Annotated in this window: 25 protein-coding genes, 1 tRNA gene and 1 pseudogene; 17 read left to right on the top strand and 10 right to left on the bottom strand. The window is 68.4% G+C overall.

The genetic code is table 11. From position 1 onward, the window contains the following. Positions 1-3: 3 nt before the first annotated feature. Positions 4-2,175, bottom strand: coding sequence for a TerD family protein (locus tag AB0F41_RS23370; RefSeq protein ID WP_357427138.1), 2,172 nt, complete (start codon positions 2,173-2,175; stop codon positions 4-6). Between the two features lie 88 nt (positions 2,176-2,263). Between AB0F41_RS23370 and AB0F41_RS23375 the strand changes: the two genes are divergently transcribed. Continuing rightward, a complete protein-coding gene (locus AB0F41_RS23375) occupies positions 2,264-2,767 on the top strand; it encodes a hypothetical protein (protein WP_357427140.1) in 504 nt (167 codons plus the stop codon). A gap of 79 nt (positions 2,768-2,846) precedes the next feature. Here the strand turns inward: AB0F41_RS23375 and AB0F41_RS23380 are convergent, their stop codons facing one another. Then, entirely contained in the window at positions 2,847-3,236 is a 390-nt protein-coding gene (locus AB0F41_RS23380) for a hypothetical protein (protein WP_357427142.1), read from the bottom strand. A gap of 79 nt (positions 3,237-3,315) precedes the next feature. Further along, positions 3,316-4,785 carry an aminodeoxychorismate synthase component I gene (pabB, locus tag AB0F41_RS23385; RefSeq protein WP_357427144.1) on the bottom strand — a complete coding sequence of 490 codons (1,470 nt, stop codon included), beginning with the start codon at positions 4,783-4,785 and terminating at the stop codon, positions 3,316-3,318. 79 nt (positions 4,786-4,864) lie between these two features. Between pabB and AB0F41_RS23390 the strand changes: the two genes are divergently transcribed. From AB0F41_RS23390 to AB0F41_RS23405, 4 genes are all read left to right on the top strand, one after another. Further along, entirely contained in the window at positions 4,865-5,929 is a 1,065-nt protein-coding gene (locus tag AB0F41_RS23390) for a phosphotransferase family protein (RefSeq protein ID WP_357427146.1), read from the top strand. A 304-nt stretch (positions 5,930-6,233) separates the two neighbouring features. Beyond that, positions 6,234-7,364 (top strand): NDMA-dependent alcohol dehydrogenase, encoded by a 1,131-nt coding sequence (locus AB0F41_RS23395; RefSeq protein ID WP_357427147.1) that lies wholly within the window; start codon positions 6,234-6,236, stop codon positions 7,362-7,364. A gap of 179 nt (positions 7,365-7,543) precedes the next feature. Beyond that, positions 7,544-8,374, top strand: coding sequence for a serine hydrolase domain-containing protein (locus AB0F41_RS23400; protein ID WP_357427149.1), 831 nt, complete (start codon positions 7,544-7,546; stop codon positions 8,372-8,374). A gap of 92 nt (positions 8,375-8,466) precedes the next feature. Next, complete coding sequence (locus AB0F41_RS23405; protein WP_357427151.1) at positions 8,467-9,003, top strand: DUF3145 domain-containing protein; 537 nt, start codon at positions 8,467-8,469, stop codon at positions 9,001-9,003. Here AB0F41_RS23405 and AB0F41_RS23410 read toward each other — a convergent pair. Next, positions 8,996-9,218 (bottom strand): annotated as a pseudogene (locus tag AB0F41_RS23410) (hypothetical protein); the annotation flags it as partial. The gene AB0F41_RS23405 and the pseudogene AB0F41_RS23410 sit on opposite strands and share 8 nt — an antisense overlap. A 153-nt stretch (positions 9,219-9,371) precedes the next feature. Here AB0F41_RS23410 and AB0F41_RS23415 point away from each other — a divergent pair. From AB0F41_RS23415 to AB0F41_RS23425, 3 genes are all read left to right on the top strand, one after another. Then, positions 9,372-9,839: a nitroreductase/quinone reductase family protein gene (locus AB0F41_RS23415; RefSeq protein ID WP_357427153.1), complete on the top strand. Its 468-nt coding sequence runs from the start codon at positions 9,372-9,374 to the stop codon at positions 9,837-9,839. Between the two features lie 96 nt (positions 9,840-9,935). Further along, entirely contained in the window at positions 9,936-10,595 is a 660-nt protein-coding gene (locus tag AB0F41_RS23420; protein WP_357427155.1) for a GAP family protein, read from the top strand. Between the two features lie 185 nt (positions 10,596-10,780). Continuing rightward, positions 10,781-11,884 carry a GGDEF domain-containing protein gene (locus AB0F41_RS23425; RefSeq protein WP_357427157.1) on the top strand — a complete coding sequence of 368 codons (1,104 nt, stop codon included), beginning with the start codon at positions 10,781-10,783 and terminating at the stop codon, positions 11,882-11,884. A 156-nt stretch (positions 11,885-12,040) separates the two neighbouring features. On the opposite strand, the gene AB0F41_RS23430 is transcribed toward AB0F41_RS23425, so the two are convergent. Beyond that, positions 12,041-12,352 (bottom strand): EthD family reductase, encoded by a 312-nt coding sequence (locus AB0F41_RS23430; RefSeq protein WP_357427158.1) that lies wholly within the window; start codon positions 12,350-12,352, stop codon positions 12,041-12,043. Between the two features lie 131 nt (positions 12,353-12,483). On the opposite strand from AB0F41_RS23430, the gene AB0F41_RS23435 reads away from it, so the two are divergent. Next, positions 12,484-13,386: a LysR family transcriptional regulator gene (locus tag AB0F41_RS23435; RefSeq protein WP_357427160.1), complete on the top strand. Its 903-nt coding sequence runs from the start codon at positions 12,484-12,486 to the stop codon at positions 13,384-13,386. A 166-nt stretch (positions 13,387-13,552) separates the two neighbouring features. On the opposite strand, the gene AB0F41_RS23440 is transcribed toward AB0F41_RS23435, so the two are convergent. Continuing rightward, a complete protein-coding gene (locus AB0F41_RS23440; protein ID WP_357427162.1) occupies positions 13,553-14,278 on the bottom strand; it encodes a TetR/AcrR family transcriptional regulator in 726 nt (241 codons plus the stop codon). 223 nt (positions 14,279-14,501) lie between these two features. Between AB0F41_RS23440 and AB0F41_RS23445 the strand changes: the two genes are divergently transcribed. Continuing rightward, the gene (locus tag AB0F41_RS23445) at positions 14,502-15,605 is read left to right on the top strand and encodes an FAD-dependent monooxygenase (RefSeq protein WP_357427164.1); all 1,104 of its coding nucleotides are present in this window, start codon (positions 14,502-14,504) and stop codon (positions 15,603-15,605) included. A gap of 94 nt (positions 15,606-15,699) precedes the next feature. Further along, positions 15,700-16,131 carry a DUF6640 family protein gene (locus tag AB0F41_RS23450; protein ID WP_357427188.1) on the top strand — a complete coding sequence of 144 codons (432 nt, stop codon included), beginning with the start codon at positions 15,700-15,702 and terminating at the stop codon, positions 16,129-16,131. On the opposite strand, the gene AB0F41_RS23455 is transcribed toward AB0F41_RS23450, so the two are convergent. The 4 genes from AB0F41_RS23455 to AB0F41_RS23470 all read right to left on the bottom strand — a co-directional run bounded on the left by AB0F41_RS23455 (position 16,091) and on the right by AB0F41_RS23470 (position 17,832). Next, positions 16,091-16,162 (bottom strand) — tRNA-Val (locus tag AB0F41_RS23455). The two genes, AB0F41_RS23450 and AB0F41_RS23455, sit on opposite strands and share 41 nt — an antisense overlap. Positions 16,163-16,194: 32 nt before the next feature. After that, complete coding sequence (locus AB0F41_RS23460; RefSeq protein ID WP_357427166.1) at positions 16,195-16,659, bottom strand: peroxiredoxin; 465 nt, start codon at positions 16,657-16,659, stop codon at positions 16,195-16,197. A gap of 66 nt (positions 16,660-16,725) precedes the next feature. Beyond that, positions 16,726-17,148, bottom strand: a complete 423-nt coding sequence (locus AB0F41_RS23465) for a DUF3052 domain-containing protein (RefSeq protein WP_357427168.1) — start codon at positions 17,146-17,148, stop codon at positions 16,726-16,728. A gap of 129 nt (positions 17,149-17,277) precedes the next feature. Further along, positions 17,278-17,832: a hypothetical protein gene (locus tag AB0F41_RS23470; protein ID WP_357427170.1), complete on the bottom strand. Its 555-nt coding sequence runs from the start codon at positions 17,830-17,832 to the stop codon at positions 17,278-17,280. A 243-nt stretch (positions 17,833-18,075) separates the two neighbouring features. On the opposite strand from AB0F41_RS23470, the gene aceE reads away from it, so the two are divergent. The 6 genes from aceE (at position 18,076) to AB0F41_RS23500 (ending at position 26,529) form a co-directional block, all read left to right on the top strand. Continuing rightward, positions 18,076-20,886, top strand: a complete 2,811-nt coding sequence (gene aceE, locus AB0F41_RS23475) for a pyruvate dehydrogenase (acetyl-transferring), homodimeric type (protein ID WP_357427190.1) — start codon at positions 18,076-18,078, stop codon at positions 20,884-20,886. A gap of 10 nt (positions 20,887-20,896) precedes the next feature. After that, entirely contained in the window at positions 20,897-22,231 is a 1,335-nt protein-coding gene (locus tag AB0F41_RS23480) for a helix-turn-helix domain-containing protein (RefSeq protein WP_357427172.1), read from the top strand. A gap of 128 nt (positions 22,232-22,359) precedes the next feature. After that, positions 22,360-23,274, top strand: a complete 915-nt coding sequence (locus tag AB0F41_RS23485; RefSeq protein WP_357427174.1) for an ACP S-malonyltransferase — start codon at positions 22,360-22,362, stop codon at positions 23,272-23,274. Positions 23,275-23,400: 126 nt separating this feature from the next. Next, the gene (acpM, locus tag AB0F41_RS23490; protein ID WP_357427176.1) at positions 23,401-23,703 is read left to right on the top strand and encodes a meromycolate extension acyl carrier protein AcpM; all 303 of its coding nucleotides are present in this window, start codon (positions 23,401-23,403) and stop codon (positions 23,701-23,703) included. A gap of 9 nt (positions 23,704-23,712) precedes the next feature. After that, complete coding sequence (locus AB0F41_RS23495) at positions 23,713-24,963, top strand: KasA/KasB family beta-ketoacyl-ACP synthase (protein ID WP_357427178.1); 1,251 nt, start codon at positions 23,713-23,715, stop codon at positions 24,961-24,963. A 132-nt stretch (positions 24,964-25,095) separates the two neighbouring features. Next, positions 25,096-26,529: a carboxyl transferase domain-containing protein gene (locus AB0F41_RS23500; protein WP_357427180.1), complete on the top strand. Its 1,434-nt coding sequence runs from the start codon at positions 25,096-25,098 to the stop codon at positions 26,527-26,529. Positions 26,530-26,625 lie beyond the last annotated feature (96 nt).

The raw sequence follows: 26,625 nt of genomic DNA on the forward strand, positions 1-26,625 counted from the left end.
GGTTCAGATATTCGCGCCCTTGTCGCGGTTGCAGCCGCGGCACAGGATCTGGAGGTTCGCGGCGCTGGTGGCGCCGCCCCGGCTGAGCGGAATGATGTGGTCGAACTCCAGGTAGTGGCTGTCCCCGCATTCCACGCAGCGCCCGCCGTCACGCTGCCACACCTGCGCCTTCACCTCCTGCGGGATACTGCGCGAATCCCGCTGCCCGGGTGCCAGCACCAACCGTTTGGCGATCCGTAGCGCCCCTTCCAGCGCGGCGGCGAGATAGTCCGGGTCGGGCGCGGCGAACAGGGCGCCGCCGCGCGCCGACGTCGCCGCGACCACGACGGTGCCGTGTTCTGCCGCCACCGAGACGATCCGCGACCACGGGATCTCCACCCCGGCGCCCGGACCGACGAACCGTAGCTTCTTGGTGCTCACGATCAACCGGCCGTCGGTGTGTTTGGGGCCGCGGGCCAGCTCCCGGATATGGGTGGCATCGATATCGAGGTAGACCAGTTCCTCGGCATCCAGATGCAGATCCGGGGTGTGTATCGAGGGCAACTCGCCCTCGCGCAACCGCGAGAGTTCCCGGCCGCGCGCCATCCGGGCCCGTAATTCGCCGATCATCGGGCCGGACAGTGCCAGCTCGGTGATCGCGTGCTCGACCTCGTCGAACTCCTCGGCCGAGATCTGCCCGTCGGCGAAAGCGAAGGCCACCCGCCGCTCCACATACTGCAGGGCCTCCGGTTGCAGGGCGGCGCGGGCGGCCGCGGCGTCGATCCGCTGATAACGCAGCGACGCCCACAGCTCCTCCCAGTCGGCGCCGCGCGGTCCGGGCCCGCTCAGCACCCGCGCCGCGCGGGTATGCCAGTGCACGAGGAATTCCTCGATCTGCGCGGTGCACGCCGCGCACGGATGATGCCCGCCGAGCATCCGCCGCCGGCGGCGGGCGCCGCACCGGTCGCAGTCGTGCGGATGCGGGCGCGCCGACGGCCGCGATTCGGCGGTCCAGTGTTCGCCGTCCCACCACCGCAGCACGGTGGGATCCTCGGGGTCGCGATACCAATCGGCGCGCCCGGAGCCCGGCGGCGGGATCCGGGCCGGCTGCGACCCGGTGACCCGGCGCAGGGACACCGTGCCCGGCGTATGCCGGGTGGGCCGGTCGCCGGCGAAGCGGTCCCAGGGCGCGGCGACTCTGGGCGACTCGTCGAGGCGGTAGTGGGCGTTGCCCGGATGCATATCGGCGCGCCGGCGCGCGGTATCGGTCGCCGGCTCCTGTGCGGAATGAGGTGCGGGCTCGCGCGCGGATCGGGTCGCCGGCTCCCGCGCGTACTCGGTCGCCGGCTCGCGCGCGGAATGAGTCGCGGGCTCCTGTGCGGAATGAGTCGCGGGCTCCCGCGCGTAGTCGGCCGCCGGCTCCCGTGCGACGACGGTGCGGGCCGTGAGCCCCTCGAGTGGGTCCCGGGCAACGCTGTCCGCCCCCCGTGCAGTGGGCGGCTGGTTCCGGTGGTCCGGATCGCCGCGGTGTGCGGACCCGGTCGCCGCCGATCCGGCGAGAACGGCGGTCTCCTGGTCCACGGTCTCCGCCGCGGCCGCCCGCGCGGCGCTCCCGTTCGGTCGCTGCCGCACCGGGGTCGCGTCTACTCGCCGGGCCCGCCGCGCGTTCTCCGGGGGATCGCGGCGGGGCGAGCCGTCGTCGACCTCGATACCGAACTCGGTGATCAGGCCCGCCATACCGGTGGCCCAGCCCTGGCCGACCGCCCGGAACCGCCAGCCGTCGTCCCGGCGGTAGAACTCGCCGAACATCATGGCCGACACCGATTCCGAATCGTCGACCGTGTACACCGCGACCGGTCCGTCGACTGCGTGCACAGTGACGCGCAGCTCACCGACCTGCGCGAAGGTCGCCTCCTCCAGCGATCCCGAGACCACGATCCGCTCCACCTCGGATTCGGTGCGCGGCAGCGAGACGCTCAGCCGCGCCGTACCGGGCGCCGGATCCTGGTCCAGGGTGACCGCCTGGGAGATATGGCGCGGCGCGTTGTAGAACACGAGATCCCGGTCGCCGCGTACCGACCCGTCCGCGTCCAGCAGCAGGGCGTGCGCGTCCACCGCATGCTCGGACCGCCAGGAAATCACCACGGCCAGTAGAGATGTCGGTATCGGCGTATGGGCGCCCTTGCTCAGTTCCATCGCCGTGGAACTATGCCACGTGCCGCCGACACGCCCGCAGGCGCGCAGGTCATCGAGTTATTCGGGGTGGATGCGGCAGAGTTGTGCCATGACCGATCCGGGGCAGCCGGGGGCGAAGAGACCGGCGGGCAGAGCGGGCGCGCGCCGGGTGCCCACTCCCGCCGATGTGCTCGCCGCCGCCCAGTCCGCGGTGGACGCCGCGCAGTCGGCCGCGGGGCAGGCATTCGAGGCCGCCCAGCTGACTGCCGGGACGGCCTTCGATACGGCGGTGCGGTTGCCCCCGGCCTCGGCCCAGCTCGCGGCCCAGCTGCCCGAACTGCTGGACAACCTGTCCAGCGCCATCGACCGGCTCAACGCCACCGTCGATCGCCTGGACCGCACCCTGGCCCTGGCCGACCCCGCCTTCGCCGCCTACGACCGGCTGCTGCCCCGGCTGGAGGCGTTGATCGCACTGGGGGAGGACCTGTTCGGCGCCCTGTCCCGGTTGCCCGGAGTGGGCAGGCTGGGCCGGTTGGCCGGATTGTCGGCGCCGGAACCGCCCCCCGAACCGGATCCCGCCCCGCCCCGCAAACGTCCACGGCGCCGATCCTGACCCGCACCCGCCGGTGCCGGTTGTGACCTGCATCCGCCGGTGCCGATCGTGACTCTCGCGGGTCGGCGATTCCGGAGGGTCAGTGCGGATCGAGCGTGCTGCCGTTGTACGGGGAATCGTGGGCGGTGCCGTCGTGCACCGGCCGGACCCGCACCTGCTCGTCGTCGAAGGTGATCTGGGCGTTCCTGCTGGCGCTGAGCAGGATCAGCACCAGCTGGTCGGCGATCCGCTCGGCGATCTCGCCGGTCGGATAGCGCCCGAGCACCCGGATACTCGGGCCGACCGTGCCGGTACCCCGGTCGTAGTCCCAGTTCCCGCTGCCGGTGGTCACCGCGAGCCGGGCGACGACCTCGACGGCGCCCGACCCATCGTGCGGCCCGCGTTCGCGCACCGGTTCGGCGCCGATCTCGATGATCTGGTCGGCCCGAAGCCAGTTCCCGCCATGTGTTTTCACCCAGAGCTGTGCCATCGCTCCATTGTCGCGCCGTTCGCGGTATCGGGCCGCGCGTTTCCCGCCGCCGGTTCCCGGCCCGCGGGCGCGGCGGTGTTCATCCGGCCGCCGGTACCTGCGCCGCCGGTAGTGCCGGATCGGGCGTCAGGGCCCGGAACACCGCACCGGCCTTGAGCAGCATCTCGTCGTATTCGGCCTGGTCCACCGAATCCAGGACGATCGCGCCGCCCGCCCCGATCTGCCATTCACCGCGGTAGCGGACCGCGGTGCGGATCACGATATTGAGATCGGCGGTGCCGCCCAGGCCCAGGAAACCGATCGTCCCCGAATACACACCGCGGGCACGGGTTTCGAGTGCGTCGATGATCTCCATGGTGCGCAGTTTGGGCGCCCCGGTCATGGAACCGCCCGGGAAACAGGCGCGCAGACAGTCCACCACCCCGATATCGGCGCGCAGCACACCGCGCACGGTCGAGACCAGCTGGTGCACCGTCGAATAGCTTTCCGTCGCCAGCAGCCGGTGCACCCGCACGCTGCCGGTTTCGCAGACCCGGCCCAGGTCGTTGCGCAGCAGGTCCACGATCATCACGTTCTCCGCGCGGGTTTTCGGGTCCTCGGTGAGCGCGCGCCGCAACCGGTCGTCCACCTCGGGGTCGGGGTCGCGCCGGGCGGTGCCCTTGATGGGTTTCGTCTCGACGCCGCGATGCCGGTCGACCTTGAGGAACCGTTCGGGAGAGGAGCAGGCGATCTCGAGGTCGCCGAACCGCAGGTAGGCGGAATAGGGGGCGGGGTTGGCGCGGCGCAGTGTCCGGTAGACATCCAGGCCGCCGGTGGTGGCGGGGACGGTGAGCTGATCGGTCAGCGTGATTTCATACGATTCGCCGGCCTGCAGGGCCCGCCGGCATGCGGCGATATCACGCAGGTACTGCGCGCGGCCGCGGACGAGATGTTCCGCGAGGTGGGCGCCGTCGAGGTCGACGGTGATCGGCGGCGGGTCGGTCCAGGTGGGAACCGCGTCCAGGATCTCCGCGGTGGTGCGCAGCCAGGCGGCGCTCGCCCGCGCGGCTGCGGTGCCGGATCCGGTCAACGCGAGCAGATGGGTGCGCCCGGCCAGGTGGTCGACCACCACCAGCCGGTCGGCGAAAAGCCATTGCGCGTCGGGTGCGGGCGCCCGGTGCACGGCGGCGCCACCGCAGTCGGCCTTGACCTCGTAGCCCAGATAACCGACATAACCCCCGCAGAAATCGAAGGGCAGACCCTCGACCGGCGGTACGGATCTGGTCCGCAGCTCTGTGTCCAGGTAATCCAGGATCGTGCCGGGGACGGTGCGCGACCGGCCGCCGGCAGCGGTCACGGTGACGCTTCCGCTGCCCACCCGGTAACGCACCACCTCCGCCAGTGGCCCGGTGGTGTCGCCGAGGAACGAGAAGCGGTCGAGTCCCGGCTCCACATGCTCACTGTCCAGCCAGAACGCGGTGGCCGACGCGCCGTACAGCCGGAGGAAGGCGGACTCGGTGTCGACAGCGCGCTCGAGTATCCGGTGCTGGAGCGTGAGAGAGAAGGACATCGTGGTCAGAACCCTACGCCCGGCCCGGACCTTGAACTGTTGTCGGTTGCCCGCAGTTTGACTGTGCGGGTGGGGCACAATGTCAGGCATGTCTGTTGCGCAGCCGGTAGGCGTGGATCGCGAGCACGTCGACTTCACCGTGGTCGGGAACTGGATGGATGAGCACGGGCTCTCCGGTGGTGAGTTCCGGGATGTGAAGACTCTCGGTGGCGGGACGCAGAACATCATGCTGCGTTTCACCCGGGACGGCCGGGACTACGTCCTGCGCCGCGGCCCGGCGCATCTACGCCCGAAGAGCAACGAGGTCATCCGGCGTGAGGCCCGGCTGCTGGGTGCCCTGTCGGGCACCGAGGTGCGCGCGCCCCGGGTGATCGCCGCCGAGCCGGACGAATCGGTGCTGGGCGCGGTGTTCTACCTGATGGAGCCGATCGACGGCTACAACCCGCAGACCGAGCTGCCGCAGCGTTTCGCCGACGACCCCGAGGCCCGGCGGCAGATGGGCCTGTCGGCGGTGGAGGCCATCGCCCGCCTGGGGGCCCTGGACTATCGGGCGCTGGGCCTGTCCGACTACGGCAAGCCGGAGGGCTTCCTGGAGCGTCAGGTCGGCCGCTGGCTGCACGAACTCGACTCGTACTCGGCGAACGCGGGCTATCCGGGACCGGAGATCCCCGGCCTGAACGACGTGGCCGACTGGCTCGAACGCAATCGGCCCGCCGAATGGACGCCGGGCATCCTGCACGGCGACTGCCATCTCGCCAACATCATGTTCTCCTATCACCAACCGGAGGTCGCGGCGCTGGTCGACTGGGAGATGTCGACCATCGGCGACCCCCTGCTGGACCTCGGCTGGCAGATCGCCACCCGGCCGGAACCGGGAACGTCCGGCGCGGCGCTCATCGGCAGACTCGGCGAGGCCGGTGGTCTGCCGTCGAGTGCGGAGATGATCGAGCACTACGGCAAGTTCTCCCAGCGCGACCTGAGCGCGGTCACCTGGTACACGGTGCTGGCGTGTTTCAAACTCGGCATCGTGCTCGAGGGCACCTACGCCCGCGCCTTCGCGGGGAAGGCGCCGAAGAAGGTCGGCGATTTCCTGCACGCGAATACGCTCGAACTGTTCGCGCGGGCACGCGGACTGATGGAGTAAGAACAGGTTTCACTCCCGCTTCGGGTTCGGGCGCGTCCGGTTCTCATCGCGCAGGGGTCGGGGCGTGGGCGCCGCGGTTGCCTTCGTCCGACCCGCTGTATCGGCATCGGCAGTGGAAGTGGACGATTCGAGCGGGTTCTCGGCAGCGGCCGGTGGCGGAGATTCGGGCGCCGGCCACCGCGCTGTGGTCGCTTGACCAGTTCCGCCGGAAAATCTTCCGCAACCCACTAGAACGTGTTCCAGTTGATGTCGTACTGTGGAGGCTGTCACATGAAAGCCCGCGCATGCGAGAGGTCGGACACGAATGAAGACGAAGGGCGCGATCCTGTGGGGGATCGACGAGCCGTGGTCCGTGGAGGAAATCGAACTCGGCGACCCGCGCGCCGGTGAGGTGCAGATCCAGCTGGAAACCGCTGGAATGTGCCATTCGGACCATCACATGGTCACCGGTGCCACCCCGATGCCGTCGTTCCCGGCCATGGGCGGTCACGAAGGTGCGGGCGTCATCACCAAACTCGGCCCGGGCACCCCGCCCGACCTGGCCGTCGGTGATCACGTGGTGCTGTCGTTCATCCCCGCCTGCGGCCGCTGTCCGGCCTGCGTATCGGGCAATATGGCGCTGTGCGACCTCGGGATGGGCCTGCTGTCCGGGCAGTCCATCAGCGACGGCAGCTACCGCATCCAGGCCCGCGGCAAGGACGTCATCCCGATGTGCCTGCTCGGGACCTTCTCGCCGTATATGACGGTGCACTACAGCTCGGTGGTCAAAATCGACCCCGAGATCCCGTTCGAGGTCGCCTGCCTGGTCGGCTGCGGTGTGCCCACCGGCTTCGGCTCCTCCACTCACGTCGCCAACGTGATGCCCGGCGATACCGCCGCCATCGTCGGTATCGGCGGCGTCGGGATGAGCGCGCTGCAGGGCGCGGTGCTCTCCGGCGCGCAGAAGGTCGTCGCGATCGACCCGAATCCGTGGAAGCTGGAGCAGGCCAAGAAGTTCGGCGCCACCCACACCTATGCCAGCATGGGTGAGGCGATCATGCCGCTGATGGAGGCCACCGAGGGCCGGATGGCCGACAAGGTCATCCTGACCATGGGTGAGATGCAGGGCGAGTACATCGAAGAGGGCCTGATCCTCACCGCGAAGGCCGGCACCCTGGTCGTCACATCGATGGGCCGGATGGACGCCGCCGATGTGAAGATGAACAACTTCCTGCTCTGCATGCTGCAGAAGACGGTCAAGGGCTGCATCTTCGGCGGCGGCAACGCCCGCCAGGACATCCCGCGGTTGCTGTCCCTGTACAAGGCGGGTCAGCTGAACCTCGACGATATGGTCACCCGCAGCTACTCCCTGGAGGATGTGAACCAGGGGTACAAGGACATGCTGGACGGGAAGAACCTCCGCGGCATCATCAAGTACTCCGACGCGGATCGCTGACCGGGATTTCCCGATGGGTGGGCCCGCGATGGCGGGCCACCCGCCGGGTCGCCGTTCCGCGCGCGGACGGGCCCGGACACCCGCATCCCGGCGGGCGGGCGAGGCTCGGCCCGGTGATTACTTCGGTGCAGGATTCGGGCGGCTGCCGCGAGATCCGGCTCGTCTCGTACTGTCGGGGTGTGCGCGCATTCGAGCAGATCGAGCAATGGCCGGTACGGCACGCCGCCGCGGGCGTCGTCACCCGTGAAGGACGGCAATCGACCGGTGACGCCGGCCGGGTTTTCCGCCTCGCCTCGGTGACCAAACCCCTTGCCGCCTACGCGGTGCTGGTGGCCGTGGAGGAGGGCGCGATCGAACTCGATCAGCCCGCCGGGCCGCCCGGTTCGACCGTGCGGCATCTGCTGGCGCATACCGCCGGCGTCGCCTTCGATACCGCCGATATCCTCGCCGAGCCCGGCGCCCGCCGCATCTACTCGAGTGCCGGATTCGAGGTCCTGGCCGATTTCGTGGCCGCGAACACCGGGATCCCGTTCCCGCAGTACCTGCGGGAGGCCGTTTTCGAACCGCTCGGCATGACCGATTCCGAACTCACCGGCTCGGCCGGGCACGGCGCGCATTCCACCCTGGCGGACCTGTTGTCCTTCGCCGCCGAACTGCTCGCGCCGCGACTGATCTCCCCGCAGACCCATGCCGACGCGATCACCGTCCAATTCCCCGGCACCAACGGGGTGCTGCCCGGGTTCGGCTCGCAACGGCCCAACGACTGGGGTCTGGGTTTCGAGATCCGCGACAGCAAATCACCGCATTGGACCGGGTCCGCCAACTCGCCACGGACATACGGTCATTTCGGGCAATCGGGCACCTTTCTGTGGGTGGATCCGGAGCTCGACTTGGCGTGTGTCGCATTGAGCGACGAGAATTTCGGTGATTGGTCGCGCGAAGTATGGCCTCCGTTCAGCGATTCGGTGATCGAGGAGGCGAGGCTCGCGCGCAACACGGGCGTTAAGTAACACGTGCCACACCGGGCACTCCAGTACACTCGGGCAACGCCTTGTCGACGGACCGTTGGGGAAGACGAGTTTCGTCGAAACCGGAGGTGTACGTGGTACGCGCATCGAGTCGATACGGGGAGGCGACGGCGGGTGTGGTGTATATCCATGCGTCGCCCACCGCGCTGTGCCCGCATATCGAATGGGCCCTCGCGGCCGCCCTCGGCGCACCGGCCAGTCTGCGCTGGACCGCCCAGCCCGCGGCCCCCGGTCAACTCAGAGCCACCACCGACTGGGTCGGCCCGGTCGGCACCGCCTCCCGTCTCGCGCAATCACTGCGATCGTGGCCGGTGCTGCGCTTCGAGGTCACCGAGGATCCCAGCGAAGGCGTGGACGGTGAGCGCTACAGCTTCGTTCCTTCTCTCGGCCTCTGGCACGGTTCCACCAGCGCCAACGGCGATGTGATGGTGGGCGAGATGCGCCTGCGGGCCATGCTGCGGGCCGGCGTCGAACTCGGCCGGCACGCGGCCTACGACCTGCCCGCCGAACTCGACCGCGCCCTCGGCACCGCCTGGGACGAGGACCTCGAGGTCTACCGCACCGGCAGCGAGGGTGCGGAGATCACCTGGTTGCGCCGCGACGTCAGCTGACGGTGCCGGCGGACCATCCGCTCGCCGCACGCACCCGGGCCGGCTCCCGCCGGCGGCGGTGCCGGTACCGGAACATCAGGTTCGCCGAGCGGAGTGAAGGTGTGGCGGTGGTTCCAGACCCGTACCGGCCCGCCGCTCTCGTTGGTGTAGATCTCGGTGTCGTCGAGGTGGACCAGCGTCAGCCGGTGGGTCCAGGTGGGCAGGATGCCGAAGAGTGGATGCCGAACGAACGAGCGGTGAAAAGCTTTCGGATCCGGAGGCCTTGCCGGGTTCGCTCCGCGCTTCCCGGGCGACGGCACCGACACCGTGGGAAAATCGCGGTACAAGTCTCGGGCGACAACAGTCCCGGGTCCGGCGGAAGGCCTACCGTGCCCAGCGAATCCGACCGCACCGCGAAGAATCCCCCACGCTGGTTCGTCCTGCTGGCCTGGTACGCCCACCGCGCGCTGTATCGAGTGACCCGCGGGCGGATCGGGTTGTGGACTCCGAAGGACGCCGCCCACTGGGGGACCATGCGGCTCACCGCCACCGGGCGCCGTTCCGGCCGCGCCCGCAGTGTGCTGCTCGGCTATTTCGAGGACGGTCCGAACCTCGTCACCCTCGCGATGAACGGATGGTCCGACGGTGAGCCGGCGTGGTGGCTGAATCTCCGGGAACACCCCGACGCGACGGTCGAACTGAAGGACGGGGCCCGCGCGGTGCGCGCGCGGATCGCGGAGGGTGCGGAACGGGCCCGGCTCTGGAAGCGATGGGGGGAGCGGATGGATGATCTCGACGCCCACGCCGCCCTCCGGTCGACCGAGACCGCCGTGGTCGTGCTGGAGCCGCGAACCTGATCGCGGAAGACGTAGCGGTCACGATGGGGCAACGACACAGGAGCGCTGCCGCGCTGCCGGGCCTGGCCGCGGTTGCCCTGCTCTACCTTCCTGAGCATGGGCAGTGTCCTGGGTGATCTGTTGCCGATCGCGGTCGGCGTGGCGATCTCGCCGATTCCGATAGTCGCGGCGATCCTGATGATCCTGTCGGCCCGAGCGCGCGGCGCCGGTCTCGGGTTCGCGGGCGGCTGGGTCGTGGGGATCGCCGTGGTGACGGTGGTCGTCACCCTGCTGGCCGGACCGCTGGGCGGCTCGCCCTATCGAGAACCCGGCGCGGCGGGATCCTGGGTGAAGATCGTGCTCGGCATCCTGCTGCTGGCCCTGGCCGCGGTGCAGTGGTGGCATCGCGAGGACACCGAGGTCCCGGCGTGGATGCGGGCGGTCGACGACCTCACCGCCGAGCGGGCCGCCGGACTGGGGGTGCTGCTGTCGGCGGTGAACCCGAAGAACCTGCTGCTGTGCCTGTCCGCGGGTGTGGTGATCGGGTCCAGCGGGACCGGCGGGGGCGGTCAGGTCGTCGCCATCGTGGTGTTCACCCTGCTCTCGGCGTCCACCGTGCTGGCGGTGATCCTCGGCTACATCGTGGCCGCGGACCGGCTGCGCGTCCCGCTCGGTCGGCTGCGTGACTGGTTGCAGGACAACAACCACATCGTGCTCGCGATCGTGCTGCTCCTGATGGGAGTCGTGGTCCTCGGCAAGGGCATCGGCGGACTTTGACCGCGTCGTCCCGGGATTTGGAACAGTTCTACTCCACTCTTCGAAGTGAACTGGAACACATACTCGCCCGTCGGACATGAATCTGTTCGGCCTAGACTTCTCGGGGCGAGCTGGTGAGAGCACCCGGAGTTCTCGCACTCGGTACGAGCGACGGTGGGTAACGCGGTCGGGACCAAGGGTGAGTCATGAATGACGGAAAGACGCTGCGGGCCTGGTGGAACGACCCGGTCGACTACGACTGGCTGGTGCGCACCCTGGCGGTCCGGTCGGCGCTGGGGCCGCTGAGGTTGCTGATCGGCACCGCGGGAGCGGCGATCGCGGTGATGGGCGCGGTGATCGCGGGCACTCCGGTGGGCCCCGTCGGCAGTCCTGATATCGCCTCGACGGTCGGCGTGGTGTCCGGGACGCTGTGGGCGCTGCGCTGGTGGCTGCTGCCCTGGCCGAGCCGGACCGAGTCGCTGGTGCTCATCGCCGGTGTGGATGTGCTGTTCACCGTCGAGTTCCTGCAGCTGCCGGACCGGCTGTTCGGGGCGATGGGGGCGGTGCTGCTCGTGGTGTCCGGCAGTTATCTCGGCTTCTTCCACAGCGCCCGGGCACTGGCCGCGCATTCGGTGTGGTCACTGCTGTCGGTGATCGTGTTCTCGGTACGGATCGCCACCGGCGGCGGCGATATCCGGCTGGCCGTCGCGGTCGCGCTGCTGCTGTTCGTCTCGGTGGTCAGCGCGTTGCCCGCGTTGCAGCTGCTGTACTGGATGCTGCGTACCGAATCGCTGTCGGACCCCCTGACCGAACTGCTGAACCGCCGGGGCCTGGAGATACGGCTGCGGCCGCTGGTGGAGCGGCATCCCGCGATCTGCGTGATGACCTTCGATCTCGACCGGTTCAAAGACGTCAACGACACCTGGGGTCACCCGGTCGGCGACTCCGTCCTGGTCAGGACCGCGCGCCGACTGCACGACGCGGCCGGGGAGACCGCCGTGGTGGCCCGCACGGGCGGCGAGGAGTTCGTGGTGGCCGCGCCGATCACCGCCGCCACCGCGCGCGCCGAAGCCGAACGCCTGCGCCGCGCGGTGGCCGAACCGCCGGAGACCGCGGTGGAGGTCACCGCCAGCGTCGGTGTGGCGGTCTTCGACGCCACGATCTGCCCGCGGTGCCCCCGCCCGGACCCGAGCCGGCTGCTGCAATCCGCCGATGCGGCCATGTACCGGGCCAAACAGTCCGGCGGGAATCTGGTGGTCGTGGACGAACTCACCCCGCCGCGCGACCACGTCCACCCGGCCACCGGATAGCGCCGCTTCGGGCGTCGGTGGGATGCAAGGGCGATGTGGCCGTCGGGTTCGACGCGGGCGGCCCAATGAAGCGGTGCGACGTCGAAGGGGCTTTCGCCATGACAGTGTGCGTGTCGCCACCCGTCACGGGACCGCACCGCAGCGCGCCATCCTGCCTCAGTCGATGCAGTCCTGCACCGGATAGTCGATGACGACCACACCGCCGGTGGCGTAGTTGACGACATCGGCGGCCAACCGCTGGCCTTGCGGCGACGACCGCGCCGCGGCCAGGGCAGCGGCGTCAGCGAAGTCGGCTTCGAAGACCGCGAAATACGGCGCTTCTCCGTTGGTCGCCGTTACGTCGAAGCTGTAGCGCCACGCAAGCAGGCCGGGCCAATTCCTGACCAGCGGAAGGTGGTTGTTCACGTAGTAGTCGCGGAAGTGGTCCGGGTCGGCGGGCTCGGGATATAGGACCAACGATTTATGCATGACTGCCTCCTGCATCTACCTTGGTCGGTTGAATCGTCATATCCGCAGGTTAGAGCTTGATGTGTAGTCGAGGGAAAGACCGGGACGGTATAGGCTCACAACAGATCGTTATCAATCGGCCAGGAGGGTATGTGGCACCGGATACGGTGAGCCTGCGGTACTTTCTGGTGCTGGCGCAGGAGTTGAACTTCACCCGCGCGGCCGCACGGATCGGTATCGCGCAGCCCGCACTCAGTGCCCGGATGCGCCGATTGGAGGCGGAACTCGGTACGAGCCTGCTGGTTCGCAACACGCGTAGCGTCGTATTGACCACGGCCGGTGCGGCTTTGGCTGAGTCCGGGCCGCCCGCGCTGGCGGCGCTGGACCGAGCATGGAACACCGCCCGCAACGCCGGGGCCGGTGAACTGGGCACGCTGCGCTTCGGATACAGCCTCAGCACGGGCGCCGAGACGACACCGGCCCTGGTGGACAGGCTCATTCGCAGCGGCCCGGGCCTCGAGGTCGGCGCGGTCCCGATGGCGACACCGGAGATCTCTCCCGCGGTCGCCGACGGCCGCATCGATGCGGGGATCACCCGCGGTGAACAGCCGTGTCGTGGCGTGCGCCAGTTCCTGCTGCGGCGCGAGCGCGTCGGGGTCCAATTGGCACAGCATCATCCGCTGGCCGAACATCCGGAGATCGAGATCGCCGATGCGGCCGCGTATCCGCTGCGACTGCCCGACCGTACGGCCAACCCCGTGATCCACGATCAGCTGTCCGCGCTGTTCCGCGACACCCGGCCGAAACCCCGATTTCGCACGCCCGCAGTCTCTTTCGACATGTCTCAGCGCGATCTACGCGACGGGCTCACCCTCGCTCCGGCCGGTGAAGTCGCGGTCACGACACAACCGGCCGGTCTCACGTGGCGACCGCTGCGGGGCGCACCCACCTTGACCATCCACCTGGTCCTGCCGCGCGTGCAGTCACCACTACACCGCCGCATCCGTACCGTCGCCAAAACCCTCGCACACGAGCTGCACTGGCTCCCGGACTGACGCGCAGCAGGTCACGCAGATTGTCGACGACGATGACGATCCCTGCACCGCCGAATCTTCAACAGCGGTGTGTCCAGGAGATCGGTAGGCGCATTTGCCCAATCGGCACCACGATCCCGATCCCCGGATCTGCTCCCCGACCCCGTGGTGCACGGCTGTCCGAGGCTCACGTGGCCGGCCGGTCGGTGGGGGCGAGGCCGAGGATGCGGGTGAGGTCGCGGAGGCATTCTTCGTAGACCGGTTCGAGGTCGGTGTAGGCGAAGTCGAGCTGGTGCAGGACCTCCATGCACAGCAGGCCGTACAGCCGGATCCAGCAGGACAAGAAGACGTGTGCGGCTTCGGGTGGCAGCTGTTCGCCGATAGAGGCCGAGTAGGCGATCAGTTGCTCGCGTAGGGACGCGGGGAGATCCGTGGGGTCGGGTACCGGGAAGGGGTGGGTCTGCCAGAGTTCGATTGTCAGGTCCAGCAGCACCCGTTCGAACCGCTGCCCGGCCTGATGGCGTTCGGAATCCACTTTCCGGTTCAACGGCGTTATCGGGGCGGCGAAGATCCAGCCGAACTCGGCCGGGTGCGTGATCGCCCAGGCGCGCATGGCGCGGCAGACCGCCAGGATGCGCTCGCCCACCGGCTCGTGGGCGCGAGCGTCGCGGACCTGTTCCATCGCGCCGGCCAGCTCGTCGAAGAAATCCGCGGTCACCGCGCCGACCAGCGCGTCGAGTCCGGCGTAGTAGTGATAAAGGGCCGGCCCGCTCATTCCGACCTGCCGGGCCACCGCGTTGATGGTCACCGCGGCCGGCCCCTGCTCGACCAGCAGCGTGCGCACCGCCTCGTGGATCTCCTGCAAGGTGGCCTTGCGTAGCCGCTCGCGCCTTCCGCCGGTCCGCGTCGACATTCGTCACCCTTCTGCTGGTTCACCTGCACTCGTTGACATCCTAGAGTATCTATGGTGTCTTAATGGCTCTAAATAATCTAGAGTCTCTAGGAGATGACATGGAACGTTGGTGCTGGGTACTTCTGGCGGTGCTGCTGGTCGTGACAGCGGTGTGGTGGCGCCAATCCAGATCCGCACATACGCGCGGCGGGATCGGGGCGGCCCGCGATCGGAAGGTTCGGCGATGAAGGCGCTCGTCGTCGGCGGTGGTATCGGCGGGCTGGCCGCCGCGGTGGCGTTCCATCAGCGTGGCTGGCAGGTCGAGGTGCTCGAACGCGCGCCGGAGATCACCGAAATCGGCGCGGGACTGTCGATCCAGCCCAACGGGCTGCGCGCCCTGGACGCGATCGGCCTCGGTGAGCAGGTGCGCACCGGCGGACAGGCCGGGCCGCCGCGGGGCATCCGAGGCGTCAACGGCGCCTGGTTGATCCGCAACGACGTCGAAGATCTCGAACGGCGCTTCGGCCCGTGGGCGATCATTCACCGGGCCGCGCTGGTGGACATCCTGCGCGCGGCCCTCCCCGCGCATGCCCTGCGACCCGGAACCACCGTGCGGAAGGTGCTGCCCGACGGCACGGTCCACCACGACGGCGGCACCACCACAGCGGATCTCGTGATCGGCGCCGACGGTGTGCGCAGCGTGACCCGGCGCTCGATCTGGCCGCACGCCGCCGGTCCGCGCTATGTGGGTTACAGCACTTGGCGCCTGCTCACCGCGTCCGACGGTGTCGAGGGCAGCGTCGAGACATGGGGCAGGGGCGATCGATTCGGCTGTGTTCCGATGCCCGACGGTCGTGTCTACTGCTATCTGATGAGTAACGCCCCGGCCGGATCCCGTACGGGACTGGATCGACTGCGCGAGCGGTTCGCGCACTGGCACGACCCCATCCCCGCCTTGCTCGACGCCGCACGCCCGGATGCGGTCCTGCAGCACGACACCTACAAGCTGCCGAACCTGCGCACCTTCGTCCACGGAAAGGTCGCGGTTCTCGGCGACGCCGCCCATGCCATGGCCCCCAATCTGGGGCAGGGCGCCTGCCAGGCACTCGAGGACGCCGTCACGCTCGCCGCCGCCGTCGACACTCTCGGCATCGACGCGGGACTACAAGACTACGACCGCCTCCGGAGGCCCCGCACCCAGATGGTCGCCCAGCTCTCGCACCGGGTCGCCGCACCCGCCCACTGGAACTCACCGCTGGCAACCGCGCTGCGTGACGCCGCGCTCCCTCTCCTGCCCAGCGCGCTCCTCGGCCGTTCGATAACGCCCACCTACTCCTGGACGCTCTGATCCGCCTGAAACGCCCGCCCCACCTTCGAGAGACGAAAGGCCCCGCTCCATGCCCTTGCCCCGGATCGTGATCGCCGCCGTAGCGGTGATCACGATGGTCAGCGCCGTACTCGCCGACCTGGTCATCCCCGACCTGGCCGCCCAGCACGCCTTCAATCCGAACTGGCCCCCACACGCGAAGTTCCACGACGCCCAATACATGGTGATGACGGTGCTGCTCGGCGTCATCGGCCTGACGCTCGCCCTGCGACCCGGCCGGGATCCGCGCGGCCGGACACTGTGCGCCGCGGCCGTGGTGGCCACCCCGTGGCTCGGGATGGCCGGCGCGCTGCTGTTCCCCGGCACCGCCACCTACGATCCCGAATTCGCCGATCGCACTCTGTTCATCCTCGGCCTGCACGGACAGGTCTTCATGGCGCTGATCCTGCTCACAGCTCTGCTCGGCGCGAGTGTGGCGTCCTGGCGGCGTGCGAATTCGGCAACTGTGGGCGCAGAGGGGTTCGAACCCCCGACCGCTGGTGTGTAAAACCAGAGCTCTACCGCTGAGCTATACGCCCGGACCCCCGGACGGTTGTCCGGGGGGAACGGTCTATGAATCTAGCGCGGCGAGCGCTTTCTCCCAAGCCGCCTGGTCACGGGCCTCTCCGGGCCCGTTCATCTCGGCGAAGCGGATGATTCCCTCCCGGTCCACCACGAAGGTGCCGCGGTTGGCGAAACCGGTGGTGTCGTTGAAGACGCCGTAGGTCTGGGCCACCGCGCCGTGCGGCCAGAAGTCCGACAGCAGCGGGAAGGTGTAGCCCTGTTCCGCGGCCCAGATCTTATGGGTGGGCGGCGGGCCGACCGAGATCGCGAGGATCTCGGTGTTGTCGTTCTGGAAGCGCGGGAGCTCGTCCCGGACCTTGCACAGTTCGCCCTGGCAGATGCCGGTGAAGGCGAGCGGGTAGAACACGATCAGGACGTTCTTCTCGCCGCGGTAGTCCGAGAGCGAGACTTCCTGATTGTTCTGGTCCTTGAGGGTGAACTCCGGCGCCTGGGTGCCGACCTCGAGGGGCATGGGTGTCCTCCAAATCTCGGGCCACGCATCCGGTCGTGCCGGGCGCGCGGCAAAGCGATGGGCGGCTCAGCGCTGCTTCGTCGGAGCCTTCGGCTGAACCAGCCGGCTGGCCGACCATTCGCCGAGTTTGATCGCCGAGGTCTGGGTGAGCCCCGCCGTCGGTGCGGCCTCGGCGATCTCACTGGGATCGACGTGGCCGTCATTGCCGGTCTTGGGGGTGAGTACCCAGATGAAACCGTCCTCCGAGAGTGGCCCGATGGCCTCCATCAGCTCGTCGACCAGGTCACCGTCGCCGTCCCGCCACCACAGCAGAACGACATCGATGACCTCGTCGGATTCCTCGTCCAGCAATTCACTGCCGGCATTTTCCTCGACGTCGGCCCGAAGGTCGTCGTTGGTGTCCTCGTCCCAGCCCAGCTCCTGGACGACCATGCCGTGGGTGATGCCAAGCTTCTGAGCGAAATTCTGATCGTCCGCCGCGGCGACCACGGTGGCGTCCTCCTCAACTCCCGACTACAGATATCTGCAAGCGAACATGGTTATCGGCCCTAACGCAAGCCGATCGGGTAGATCGAATTTCTGATGTCGCGAGAAACCCCTGGTGACGGGCGATACGGGTCAGGCAGGGCAGGCATCGCGCACCGCGTTGCGCGCGTCGTTCACGCGCTTGCTCGCATCGTTGAGCGGACCGACGGGGGAGGTGTAGGTCATCTCCCGGGTGGCCTGGGAGAGGTCGCGCGCGGCGGTGACGTAGTCGACGAACTTCGTCTTCAGCTCCTCGGGCAGATCGCCGCCGGCGGTGTTCACGCCGCCCTCGACCGTATTGGCGGCGTTGTCCAGCGCGGTGACCGCGGCGTCGCGTTTGGCGTCGTAGTCGGGCGCGTTGTTGTCGTGCGCGTCCACGAACTCGTTGTACTTGGCGACCCCGGTGCCGGTGGTACCCGGGAACAGGGTGCAGTTGTCGGAGATGGCCTTGTTCCGGGCGGCGGCGATCCGGGAGGAGGTGGCGGCGGCGGACGAAGACGTTGCGGCATCCCGGTAGGCACTCGCCTCGGCGGCGTTCGGAGTCGCCACACCCTGGATCTGCTGCGCGCAGCCCGCCACGGTCGCCCCGGTGACCAGCGCCGCGACAGCGCACACCAGTCCGGCCCGGCGCGGGTCCAGCCCTTTCATCGTCCTCCCGACTCCTCGGTAACCGCTGTCAGACGTGCCTGTCGAACGGTACTGGATCGGCGGCTGACATGATGATGTGGGACGCGCCACGCAAGGATGCCGGCGCGCCCGGACAAGTCGTCACGGGTGATCCGCACACCAGCGGGCCACTCGGGGTCACCGCAGCCATCAGCTCGACCACCCCCTGTACGAGGAGCAGTTTTGACCGATCTGATCCACTCTGGCGTCCCGGCGGAATCCGCTGTGCCGGGTTCCGCTCCCACCCCTCGCGACGCCAACGGCGTGCCGTCCGGTGGCCGAGTCCGCGTGATTCGTGAAGGAGTGGCGTCCTACCTACCGGATATAGATCCGGAGGAGACCAGCGAATGGCTCGAGTCCTTCGACGAGATGCTCGAGCGCGAGGGGCCCGGCCGGGCCCGCTACCTGATGCTCCGGATGCTGGAACGCGCCGGGGAGCGCCGGGTCTCCATCCCTGCGCTGACGTCCACCGACTACGTCAACACCATCCCGACCGAGAACGAGCCCTGGTTCCCCGGCGACGAGGAGACCGAGCGGCGCTTCCGGGCCTGGATCCGCTGGAACGCGGCCATCATGGTGCATCGCGCGCAGCGCCCGGGAATCGGTGTCGGCGGCCATATCTCGACCTACGCGTCCTCGGCGGCGCTCTACGAGGTCGGGTTCAACCATTTCTTCCGCGGCAAGGACCATTCCGGCGGCGGCGATTCGATCTTCATCCAGGGTCACGCCTCGCCCGGTATCTACGCCCGCGCCTTCCTCGAGGGCAGGCTCGGCACCGACCAGCTCGACGGCTTCCGCCAGGAGTACAGCCACGGTGGTCTCGGCAAGGGCCTGCCGTCGTATCCGCATCCGCGGCTGCTGAGCGATTTCTGGGAATTCCCGACGGTGTCGATGGGCCTGGGCCCGATGAACGCCATCTACCAGGCGCGTTTCAATCACTACCTGCACGATCGGGGTATCAAGGACACGTCCGACCAGCATGTGTGGGCGTTCCTCGGCGACGGCGAGATGGACGAGCCCGAATCGCGGGGTCTCGCGCATGTGGCGGCCATGGAGGGTCTGGACAATCTGACCTTCGTGGTGAACTGCAACCTGCAGCGCCTGGACGGCCCGGTGCGCGGTAACGGCAAGATCATCCAGGAACTGGAGTCGTTCTTCCGCGGCGCCGGCTGGAACGTCATCAAGGTGATCTGGGGCCGGGAGTGGGACGCGCTGCTGGGCGCCGACCGCGACGGCGCGCTGGTGAACCTGATGAACACCACCCCCGACGGTGACTACCAGACCTACAAGGCCAACGACGGCGCCTATGTCCGCGACCATTTCTTCGGCCGCGACCCGCGCACCAAGGCGCTGGTGCAGGATCTGTCGGATCAGGAGATCTGGAACCTCAAGCGCGGCGGCCACGACTACCGCAAGGTGTACGCGGCGTACGCGGCGGCGCTGGCGCACAAGGGTCAGCCGACGGTGATCCTGGCCAAGACCATCAAGGGCTACACCCTCGGCAAGCATTTCGAGGGCCGTAACGCGACCCACCAGATGAAGAAGCTGACCCTGCAGGACCTCAAGGATTTCCGCGATCTGCAGCGGATCCCGATCAGCGATGCCGAGTTGGAGAAGGATCCGTATCTGCCCCCGTACTACCACCCGGGCGCGGAGACCAAGGAGATCCAGTACATGCTGGATCGCCGCAAGGCGCTCGGTGGATTCCTGCCGGAGCGGCGCACCGCTCCGAAACCGCTGAAACTGCCCGGCGACGAGGCGTACAAGTCGGTGCGCAAGGGTTCGGGTAAGCAGAACGTCGCCACCACCATGGCGCTGGTGCGGCTCATGAAGGAACTGCTGCGCGACAAGGAGATCGGCAAGCGCATCGTGCCGATCATCCCGGACGAGGCCCGTACCTTCGGGATGGACTCGTGGTTCCCCTCGCTGAAGATCTACAACCGCAACGGCCAGCTCTACACCTCGGTCGACGCGGAACTGATGCTCGCCTACAAGGAGAGCGCGGTCGGGCAGATCCTGCACGAGGGCATCAACGAGGCCGGTTCCACCGCGTCGTTCACCGCGGTCGGCACCTCGTATGCCACCCACGGCGAGCCGATGATCCCGCTCTACATCTTCTATTCGATGTTCGGGTTCCAGCGCACCGGCGACGGCCTGTGGGCCGCGGCCGATCAGCTGGCCCGCGGATTCGTTCTCGGCGCGACCGCCGGGCGCACCACGCTCACCGGTGAGGGTCTGCAGCACAACGACGGCCATTCGCTGCTGCTGGCGTCCACCAATCCGGCGGTGGTGTCCTACGATCCGGCGTTCTCCTTCGAGATCGCTCATATCGTGCGCGACGGACTGCGCCGGATGTACGGCGGCACACCGGGTGTGGACGGGTTCGGTGGCGAGAACATCTTCTACTACCTGACCCTCTACAACGAGCCCTACCAGCAGCCGGCCGAGCCGGCGGATCTGGACGTGGACGGCCTGCTCAAAGGCCTGTACCTGTATCGCAGGGGCGGTGCGGGTGAGGTGCGCGCGCAGATCATGGTCTCCGGCGTCACCGTGCCCGACGGTCTGCGTGCCCAGCAGTTGCTGGCCGATCACTGGGGCGTCGCCGCGGATGTGTGGTCGGTGACGTCCTGGGGTGAACTGCGCCGGGAGGCGCTCGAACTCGAGACCGAGGCGCTGCATCATCCGGGCGAGGATCCGGGGCAGCCCTATATCGCGCGGGCGCTGGCCGGCGCCGAAGGACCGTTCGTGGCCGCCACCGACTGGATGCGCGCGGTACCCGATCAGGTCCGCAAATGGGTCCCCGGCGACTTCACCACCCTGGGCACCGACGGGTTCGGCTTCTCCGACACCCGTCCCGCCGCCCGCCGGGTGTTCAACGTGGACGCCGAGTCCATCGTCGTCGCCGCGCTGGCCGGGCTGGGCCGGATGGGCCGTATCGACCGCGCGAAGGCCGCCGAGGCCGCCGCCCGGTACCGCATCGATGATGTGTCCGCCGCCCCGGAGTTCACCGCCGGCGGCGCCGGAGACGCCGAGTGACGGCTGGTCGATGATCGAACGCAGACCACCGCGTCCCCGCCGGGTCAACGACGGTTCCTCGGATAACGAGGTCTACCTGCCCACCGGCGCGTTGTCGCCGAACCGGCAGAACCGTGATCCGCTGCCGGACACCCTCCTCAAGCGGGTCAAGCAGTTTTCCGGACGGCTCTCCACCGAGGCCGTCGGGTCGATGCAGGACCGGTTGCCGTTCTTCGCCGATCTGGACGCCGCGCAACGTGCGGGAGTCCAGATGCTGGTGCAGACCGCGGTGGTCAACTTCCTGGAATGGCTCCAGGACCCGGACAGCGATATCCGGTTCAGCCTGGATGCCTTCCAGGTGATCCCACAGGATCTGGCGCGGCGGCTGACGCTGCGCCAGACCGTGGACATGGTGCGGGTGGCCATGGAGTTCTTCGAACAATGGCTACCCGCACTCGCCCGCAACGATCGCCAGCTGGTGGCGCTCACCGAGGCGGTGCTGCGATACGGGCGCGAGCTCGGCTTCGCGGCCGCCTCGGTGTACGCCAGTGCGGCCGAATCCCGCGGCGCCTGGGATACCCGCCTCGAGGCGCTGGTGGTGGACGCGGTGGTCCGTGGCGATACCGGGCCCGACATGCTCTCCCGGGCCGCCACCCTGAACTGGGACGCCACGGCGCCGGCGACGGTGCTGGTGGGCACACCGCCGCGCGATCAGGGCGTCTCGGTGGTCGGGGCCGTGCACACCATCGCGGCCCGGCACGGTCGCGCGGCGCTGGCGGTGGTGCAGGGTTCCCGGCTGGTGATGGTGGTCAGCGGCCATCTCGGCGACGCGCCGCACAATTCGCCGTTCATGGCCGATCTGCTCACCGAGGCGTTCTCGGACGGCCCGGTGGTGATCGGCCCGACCACCCGCACCCTGGGCGCCGCCCACAACAGCGCGCTGGAGGCGCTCGCCGGGATGGAGGCGGTGATCGGGTGGCGGGAGGCGCCGCGCCCGATCCATTCGATGGAATTGCTGCCCGAACGAGCACTGCTCGGCGATCGAGCTGCGGTCGACGCGCTCGTCGAGTACCTTGTCCTTCCGTTGGCTTCTGCCGGTTCATCCCTCGCGGACACCCTGGATGCCTACCTGGATTGCGGTGGCGCGGTCGAGATGTGCGCACGTCAACTGTACGTTCATCCAAATACTGTGCGTTATCGCCTGAAGCGGATCAGTGAAGTCACCGGTCGGGACCCGCTCAATCCGCGCGATGCCTATGTGTTGCGGATCGCCGCCACAGTAGGTCGTCTGACACGAACGCGTAACGAATCGTCAACATCGGTACCAGAGGACTCATTCGTCCCGATGGACAACGATGGGGTGTAACGCGAATGCCGATTCGGTCGATCCGGACACCCCACGCGGGCTTTTGTGGGGACCATACAAAAGCAGTCGGCAAGCTCTAGTCACGTCGACATCTCCCCGAACGGCCTTCACAGTGTTTTCTTAGGTACGTGATCGCGTTGTTCGCCCCTGGACAGGGCTCTCAGACACCCGGCATGCTCGCGCCCTGGCTCGACCTGCCCGGCGCTCGTGACCGCCTCGCACTGTGGTCGAAGGAATCCGGTCTGGATCTGATCCGGCTCGGAACCGAAGCGACCGCCGAAGAGATCACCGATACCGCCATCACCCAGCCACTGGTGGTCGCGGCCGCGCTGCTCGCCTTCGCCGAGATCGGCGAGAAGCGGGTGCCGGCCGATACCGTCGTGGCGGGCCATTCGGTCGGTGAACTCGCCGCTGCCGCCGTCGCCGGGGTGCTCTCCGCCGACCAAGCGGTTACGCTGGCGGCCATCCGCGGTGCCGAAATGGCGAAGGCGTGCGCGCTCGAGCCCACCGGTATGTCCGCGGTGCTCGGCGGCGACGAGGCCGCCGTGCTCGCCAGGCTCGAGGAATTGGAACTGGTTCCGGCCAACCGGAACGCGACCGGCCAGATCGTTGCGGCCGGCCGCCTGGAGGCACTTGCCGAACTGGCCGCCAACCCGCCGGAGAAAGCGCGTGTACGCGCGCTGCCCGTGGCGGGCGCGTTCCACACCGAATTCATGGCACCGGCCCAGGAAGCGGTAGCGGCGGCGATCGCGGAGATCACCCCGCACGAACCCACCCGCGTCCTGCTGTCGAACTCCGACGGCAAGCCGGTCGAATCCGGTGCGGATGCGGTGACCAAGCTCGCAGCGCAGGTCACCCGGCCCGTCCGGTGGGACCTGTGCACCGAAACCGTCCGGCAGGCCGGCGTTTCGGCGGTGGCGGAGTTGCCACCGGCGGGAACCCTCGTCGGCATTGCCAAACGGGAGCTCAAGGGCACCCCGAACCTGGCATTGAAGACCCCGGAGGACATCCCCGCGCTGGCCGAGCTCACGAGCTCGGGCTAGCGTGCCTGCGGCCGTGTTTTTCCGACCCCAGGAAAAACATGGCACCGAGCGGCGTAACCGTACGTCGTCTCGGCCCGAAGAAATATGTAGAGCCCTACCCAGAGAAACCAAGAAGGGAGCCACGAAGTGGCCGCTCTGACCCAGGAACAAATCGTCGAGGAGCTCGGCAAGATCATCGAAGAGGTGACCGGCATCGAGCCCTCCGAGGTGACATTGGAGAAGTCCTTCGTCGATGACCTGGACATCGACTCGCTGTCGATGGTCGAGATCGCGGTGCAGATGGAGGACAAGTACGGCGTCAAGATCCCCGACGAGGATCTCGCCAGCCTGAAGACCGTCGGTGACTCCGTCGCCTACGTCCAGAAGCTCGAGGCCGAGAACTCCGAGATGGCCGCCGAGCTCAAGGCCAAGTTCGATAGCGCCGAGTAGAGGCCGACCGTGACCACTCCTTCCACCCTGAACGGGAACTTCCCCAACGTTGTCGTCACCAGTCTGGCGGCGTCCACGTCCATCGCGGGTGACGTCGATGCGACGTGGAAGGGACTCCTCAACGGTGAGAGCGGTATCGACGTTCTCGAGGACCCCTTCGTCGAGGAATACGACCTTCCGGTCCGCATCGGCGGGCATCTGAAGGTCCGGCCCGAAACCTTGTTGACTCGGGTCGAGACCCGCCGGATGGCCTACGTCGAACAGCTCGCGACCGTGCTCGGCCGCGAAGTCTGGCGCAACGCGGGCAGCCCGGAGGTCGATCCGGATCGGCTGGGTGTGGCCATCGGCACTGGACTAGGTGGCGGTGACGCGCTCATCGATTCGGTCGACAAGCTGAAGAACGGGGGCTATCGCAAGATCTCGCCGCTCGCTGTTCAGATGGTCATGCCGAACGGGCCGTCCGCCGTCGTCGGTCTCGAGCTGAAGGCCCGGGCAGGAGTGGTCACTCCGGTCTCGGCGTGCTCGTCGGGCTCGGAGGGCATCGCCAACGCGTGGCGCATGATCGTCATGGGCGATGCCGATATGGTCGTCACCGGCGGCGTCGAAGGTTTCATCGACGCCGTGCCGATCGCCGCGTTCACCATGATGCGCGCGATGAGCACCCGCAACGACGATCCCAAGGCCGCCTCCCGTCCGTTCGACAAGGATCGCGACGGGTTCGTCTTCGGTGAGGCCGGCGCGCTCATGGTCATCGAGACCGAGGAACACGCCAAAGCGCGCGGTGCGACCATCCATGCCCGCCTGCTCGGCGCCGGGATCACCTCCGACGGCTTCCACCTGGTCGCCCCGGACCCCGAAGGCACCGGCGCCGCGCGCGCCATGACCCGTGCCATGCAGACCGCGGGTCTGTCCAAACAGGACATCACCCATATCAACGCGCACGCCACCGCCACCCCCATCGGTGACACCGCGGAAGCCAAGGCCATCAACAAGGCCGTCGGCAACCACGCCTCCATCTACGCGCCGAAGTCGGCGCTGGGGCATTCGATCGGCGCCGTCGGCGCGCTGGAATCGGTGCTCACCGTGATGGCGATCCGGGACGGTATCGTGCCGCCCACCCTGAACCTGGACAACCAGGATCCCGAGATCGACCTCGATGTGGTGAAGGGCGAAGCCCGCCGCCAGGAGATCGAGTACGCGATCAACAATTCGTTCGGTTTCGGTGGGCACAATGTCGCGCTCGCCTTCGGTCGGGCCTAGATCCGAGCCCCGATCGAACTGTTCGACGACCCCGGGCGGGGCCGCCGCCGGAAATACCGGCCGGCCCCGCTCGTCGTCTATCGACACCCTGTGGCCCGCACCTCGGCCACGCAGATTCGAGGAGAGAACGCGATGACGATCATGGCTCCGGCCCGCCATCAGGAGACGGCCACAGACCCACGCGATCCGCTCGGCCGGCTACAGCGTTTCTTCGACCCCGGCACTGTGCTGCCGCTGCACCCGCATGACAAGTCCGGGGTGCTCGCCGCGATGGGCGAGGTCGACGGCGTCCGGACCGTCGCCTACTGCTCGGACGCCACTGTGATGGGTGGAGCCATGGGTGTCGAGGGATGCCGGCATATCGTCGCCGCCATCGACACCGCGATCGATTCCGGCGCGCCGGTCGTCGGGCTCTGGCATTCCGGTGGCGCCCGCCTCGCCGAAGGCGTCGAGGCCCTGCACGCCGTCGGCCTGGTCTTCGAGGCCATGGTCCGCGCCTCCGGGCAGGTACCCCAGATCTCCGTCGTCCTCGGTTTCGCCGCCGGCGGCGCCGCCTACGGCCCCGCGCTCACCGATATCGTCATCATGGCGCCCGAGGGCCGGGTTTTCGTCACCGGTCCCGATGTCGTTCGCAGCGTCACCGGTGAACAGGTCGATATGGCCACCCTCGGCGGGCCGGAAACCCACGGTAAGAAATCCGGCGTCACCCATATCGTCGCCGACGACGAAGCCGACGCCATGCACCGTGCCCGCCGGCTGGTCTCGATGTTCGCCGAACAGGGCGAATTCGATCCGATCGCCGCCGAACACGGCAACGTCGACCTGCGGGCCATGCTGCCCGCCTCGGCGAAACGCGCCTACGACGTCAAACCGCTGGTCCACGAACTCCTCGACAATGTCGACGGCGAATCCAGCTTCGAAGAACTGCAGGCGGGCTACGCCCGCTCCATGGTCACCGGTCTGGGCCGGCTGGCCGGCCGCACCGTCGGCATCCTCGCCAACAACCCGCTGCGGCTGGGCGGCTGCCTGGACTCCAAGAGCGCGGAGAAGGCCGCCCGCTTCGTGCGGATGTGCGATGCCTTCGGAATCCCGCTGGTCGTGATCACCGACGTCCCCGGCTACCTCCCCGGCGTCGGCCAGGAATGGGACGGCGTGGTGCGTCGCGGCGCGAAACTGCTGCACGCGTTCGCGGAAGCCCGGGTCCCGCGGGTCACGCTGGTCACCCGCAAGATCTACGGCGGCGCCTATATCGCCATGAACGCACGCTCCCTGGGCGCCACGGCGGTCTACGCCTGGCCGGGGTCGGAGGTCGCGGTGATGGGCGCCAAGGCCGCGGTCGGGATCCTGCACAAGAAAGCCCTCGCCGCGGCCCCCGAAGACGAACGCGAAGCGTTGCACGAACGGCTCACCGCCGAACACGAGGCCATCGCGGGCGGGGTGGAACGGGCGCTGGCGATCGGGGTGGTCGACGAGGTGATCGAACCGGCGAAAACCCGCAGCGTAATCGCCGCCGCCTTGGCGGCCGCTCCCTGCCACCCGAGCCATCACAAAAACATACCTCTGTAATTTGGCGCGCTGGCGCGCGCGGGGTTCGGCCCCCTGAGCGTCTGCTGTCAGCCCTCGAGACTCGTGGCTTCGCCACATGCGCTTCGAGGGCTGACA

It is taken from the genome of Nocardia sp. NPDC024068 (assembly GCF_040638875.1).
Taxonomy (GTDB): Bacteria; Actinomycetota; Actinomycetes; order Mycobacteriales; family Mycobacteriaceae; genus Nocardia.

Coding starts and splice junctions, on each gene's coding strand:
- AB0F41_RS23440 (WP_357427162.1), bottom strand. CDS start 14,278: ATGTCGACGCGGACCGGCGGAAGGCGCGAGCGGCTACGCAAGGCCACC.
- AB0F41_RS23470 (WP_357427170.1), bottom strand. CDS start 17,832: ATGAAAGGGCTGGACCCGCGCCGGGCCGGACTGGTGTGCGCTGTCGCG.
- AB0F41_RS23425 (WP_357427157.1), top strand. CDS start 10,781: ATGAATGACGGAAAGACGCTGCGGGCCTGGTGGAACGACCCGGTCGAC.
- AB0F41_RS23430 (WP_357427158.1), bottom strand. CDS start 12,352: ATGCATAAATCGTTGGTCCTATATCCCGAGCCCGCCGACCCGGACCAC.
- AB0F41_RS23395 (WP_357427147.1), top strand. CDS start 6,234: ATGAAGACGAAGGGCGCGATCCTGTGGGGGATCGACGAGCCGTGGTCC.
- AB0F41_RS23380 (WP_357427142.1), bottom strand. CDS start 3,236: ATGGCACAGCTCTGGGTGAAAACACATGGCGGGAACTGGCTTCGGGCC.
- AB0F41_RS23370 (WP_357427138.1), bottom strand. CDS start 2,175: ATGGAACTGAGCAAGGGCGCCCATACGCCGATACCGACATCTCTACTG.
- pabB (WP_357427144.1), bottom strand. CDS start 4,785: ATGTCCTTCTCTCTCACGCTCCAGCACCGGATACTCGAGCGCGCTGTC.
- AB0F41_RS23390 (WP_357427146.1), top strand. CDS start 4,865: ATGTCAGGCATGTCTGTTGCGCAGCCGGTAGGCGTGGATCGCGAGCAC.
- AB0F41_RS23450 (WP_357427188.1), top strand. CDS start 15,700: ATGGTCAGCGCCGTACTCGCCGACCTGGTCATCCCCGACCTGGCCGCC.
- AB0F41_RS23420 (WP_357427155.1), top strand. CDS start 9,936: ATGGGCAGTGTCCTGGGTGATCTGTTGCCGATCGCGGTCGGCGTGGCG.
- AB0F41_RS23375 (WP_357427140.1), top strand. CDS start 2,264: ATGACCGATCCGGGGCAGCCGGGGGCGAAGAGACCGGCGGGCAGAGCG.
- AB0F41_RS23480 (WP_357427172.1), top strand. CDS start 20,897: ATGATCGAACGCAGACCACCGCGTCCCCGCCGGGTCAACGACGGTTCC.
- AB0F41_RS23445 (WP_357427164.1), top strand. CDS start 14,502: ATGAAGGCGCTCGTCGTCGGCGGTGGTATCGGCGGGCTGGCCGCCGCG.
- AB0F41_RS23460 (WP_357427166.1), bottom strand. CDS start 16,659: ATGCCCCTCGAGGTCGGCACCCAGGCGCCGGAGTTCACCCTCAAGGAC.
- AB0F41_RS23500 (WP_357427180.1), top strand. CDS start 25,096: ATGACGATCATGGCTCCGGCCCGCCATCAGGAGACGGCCACAGACCCA.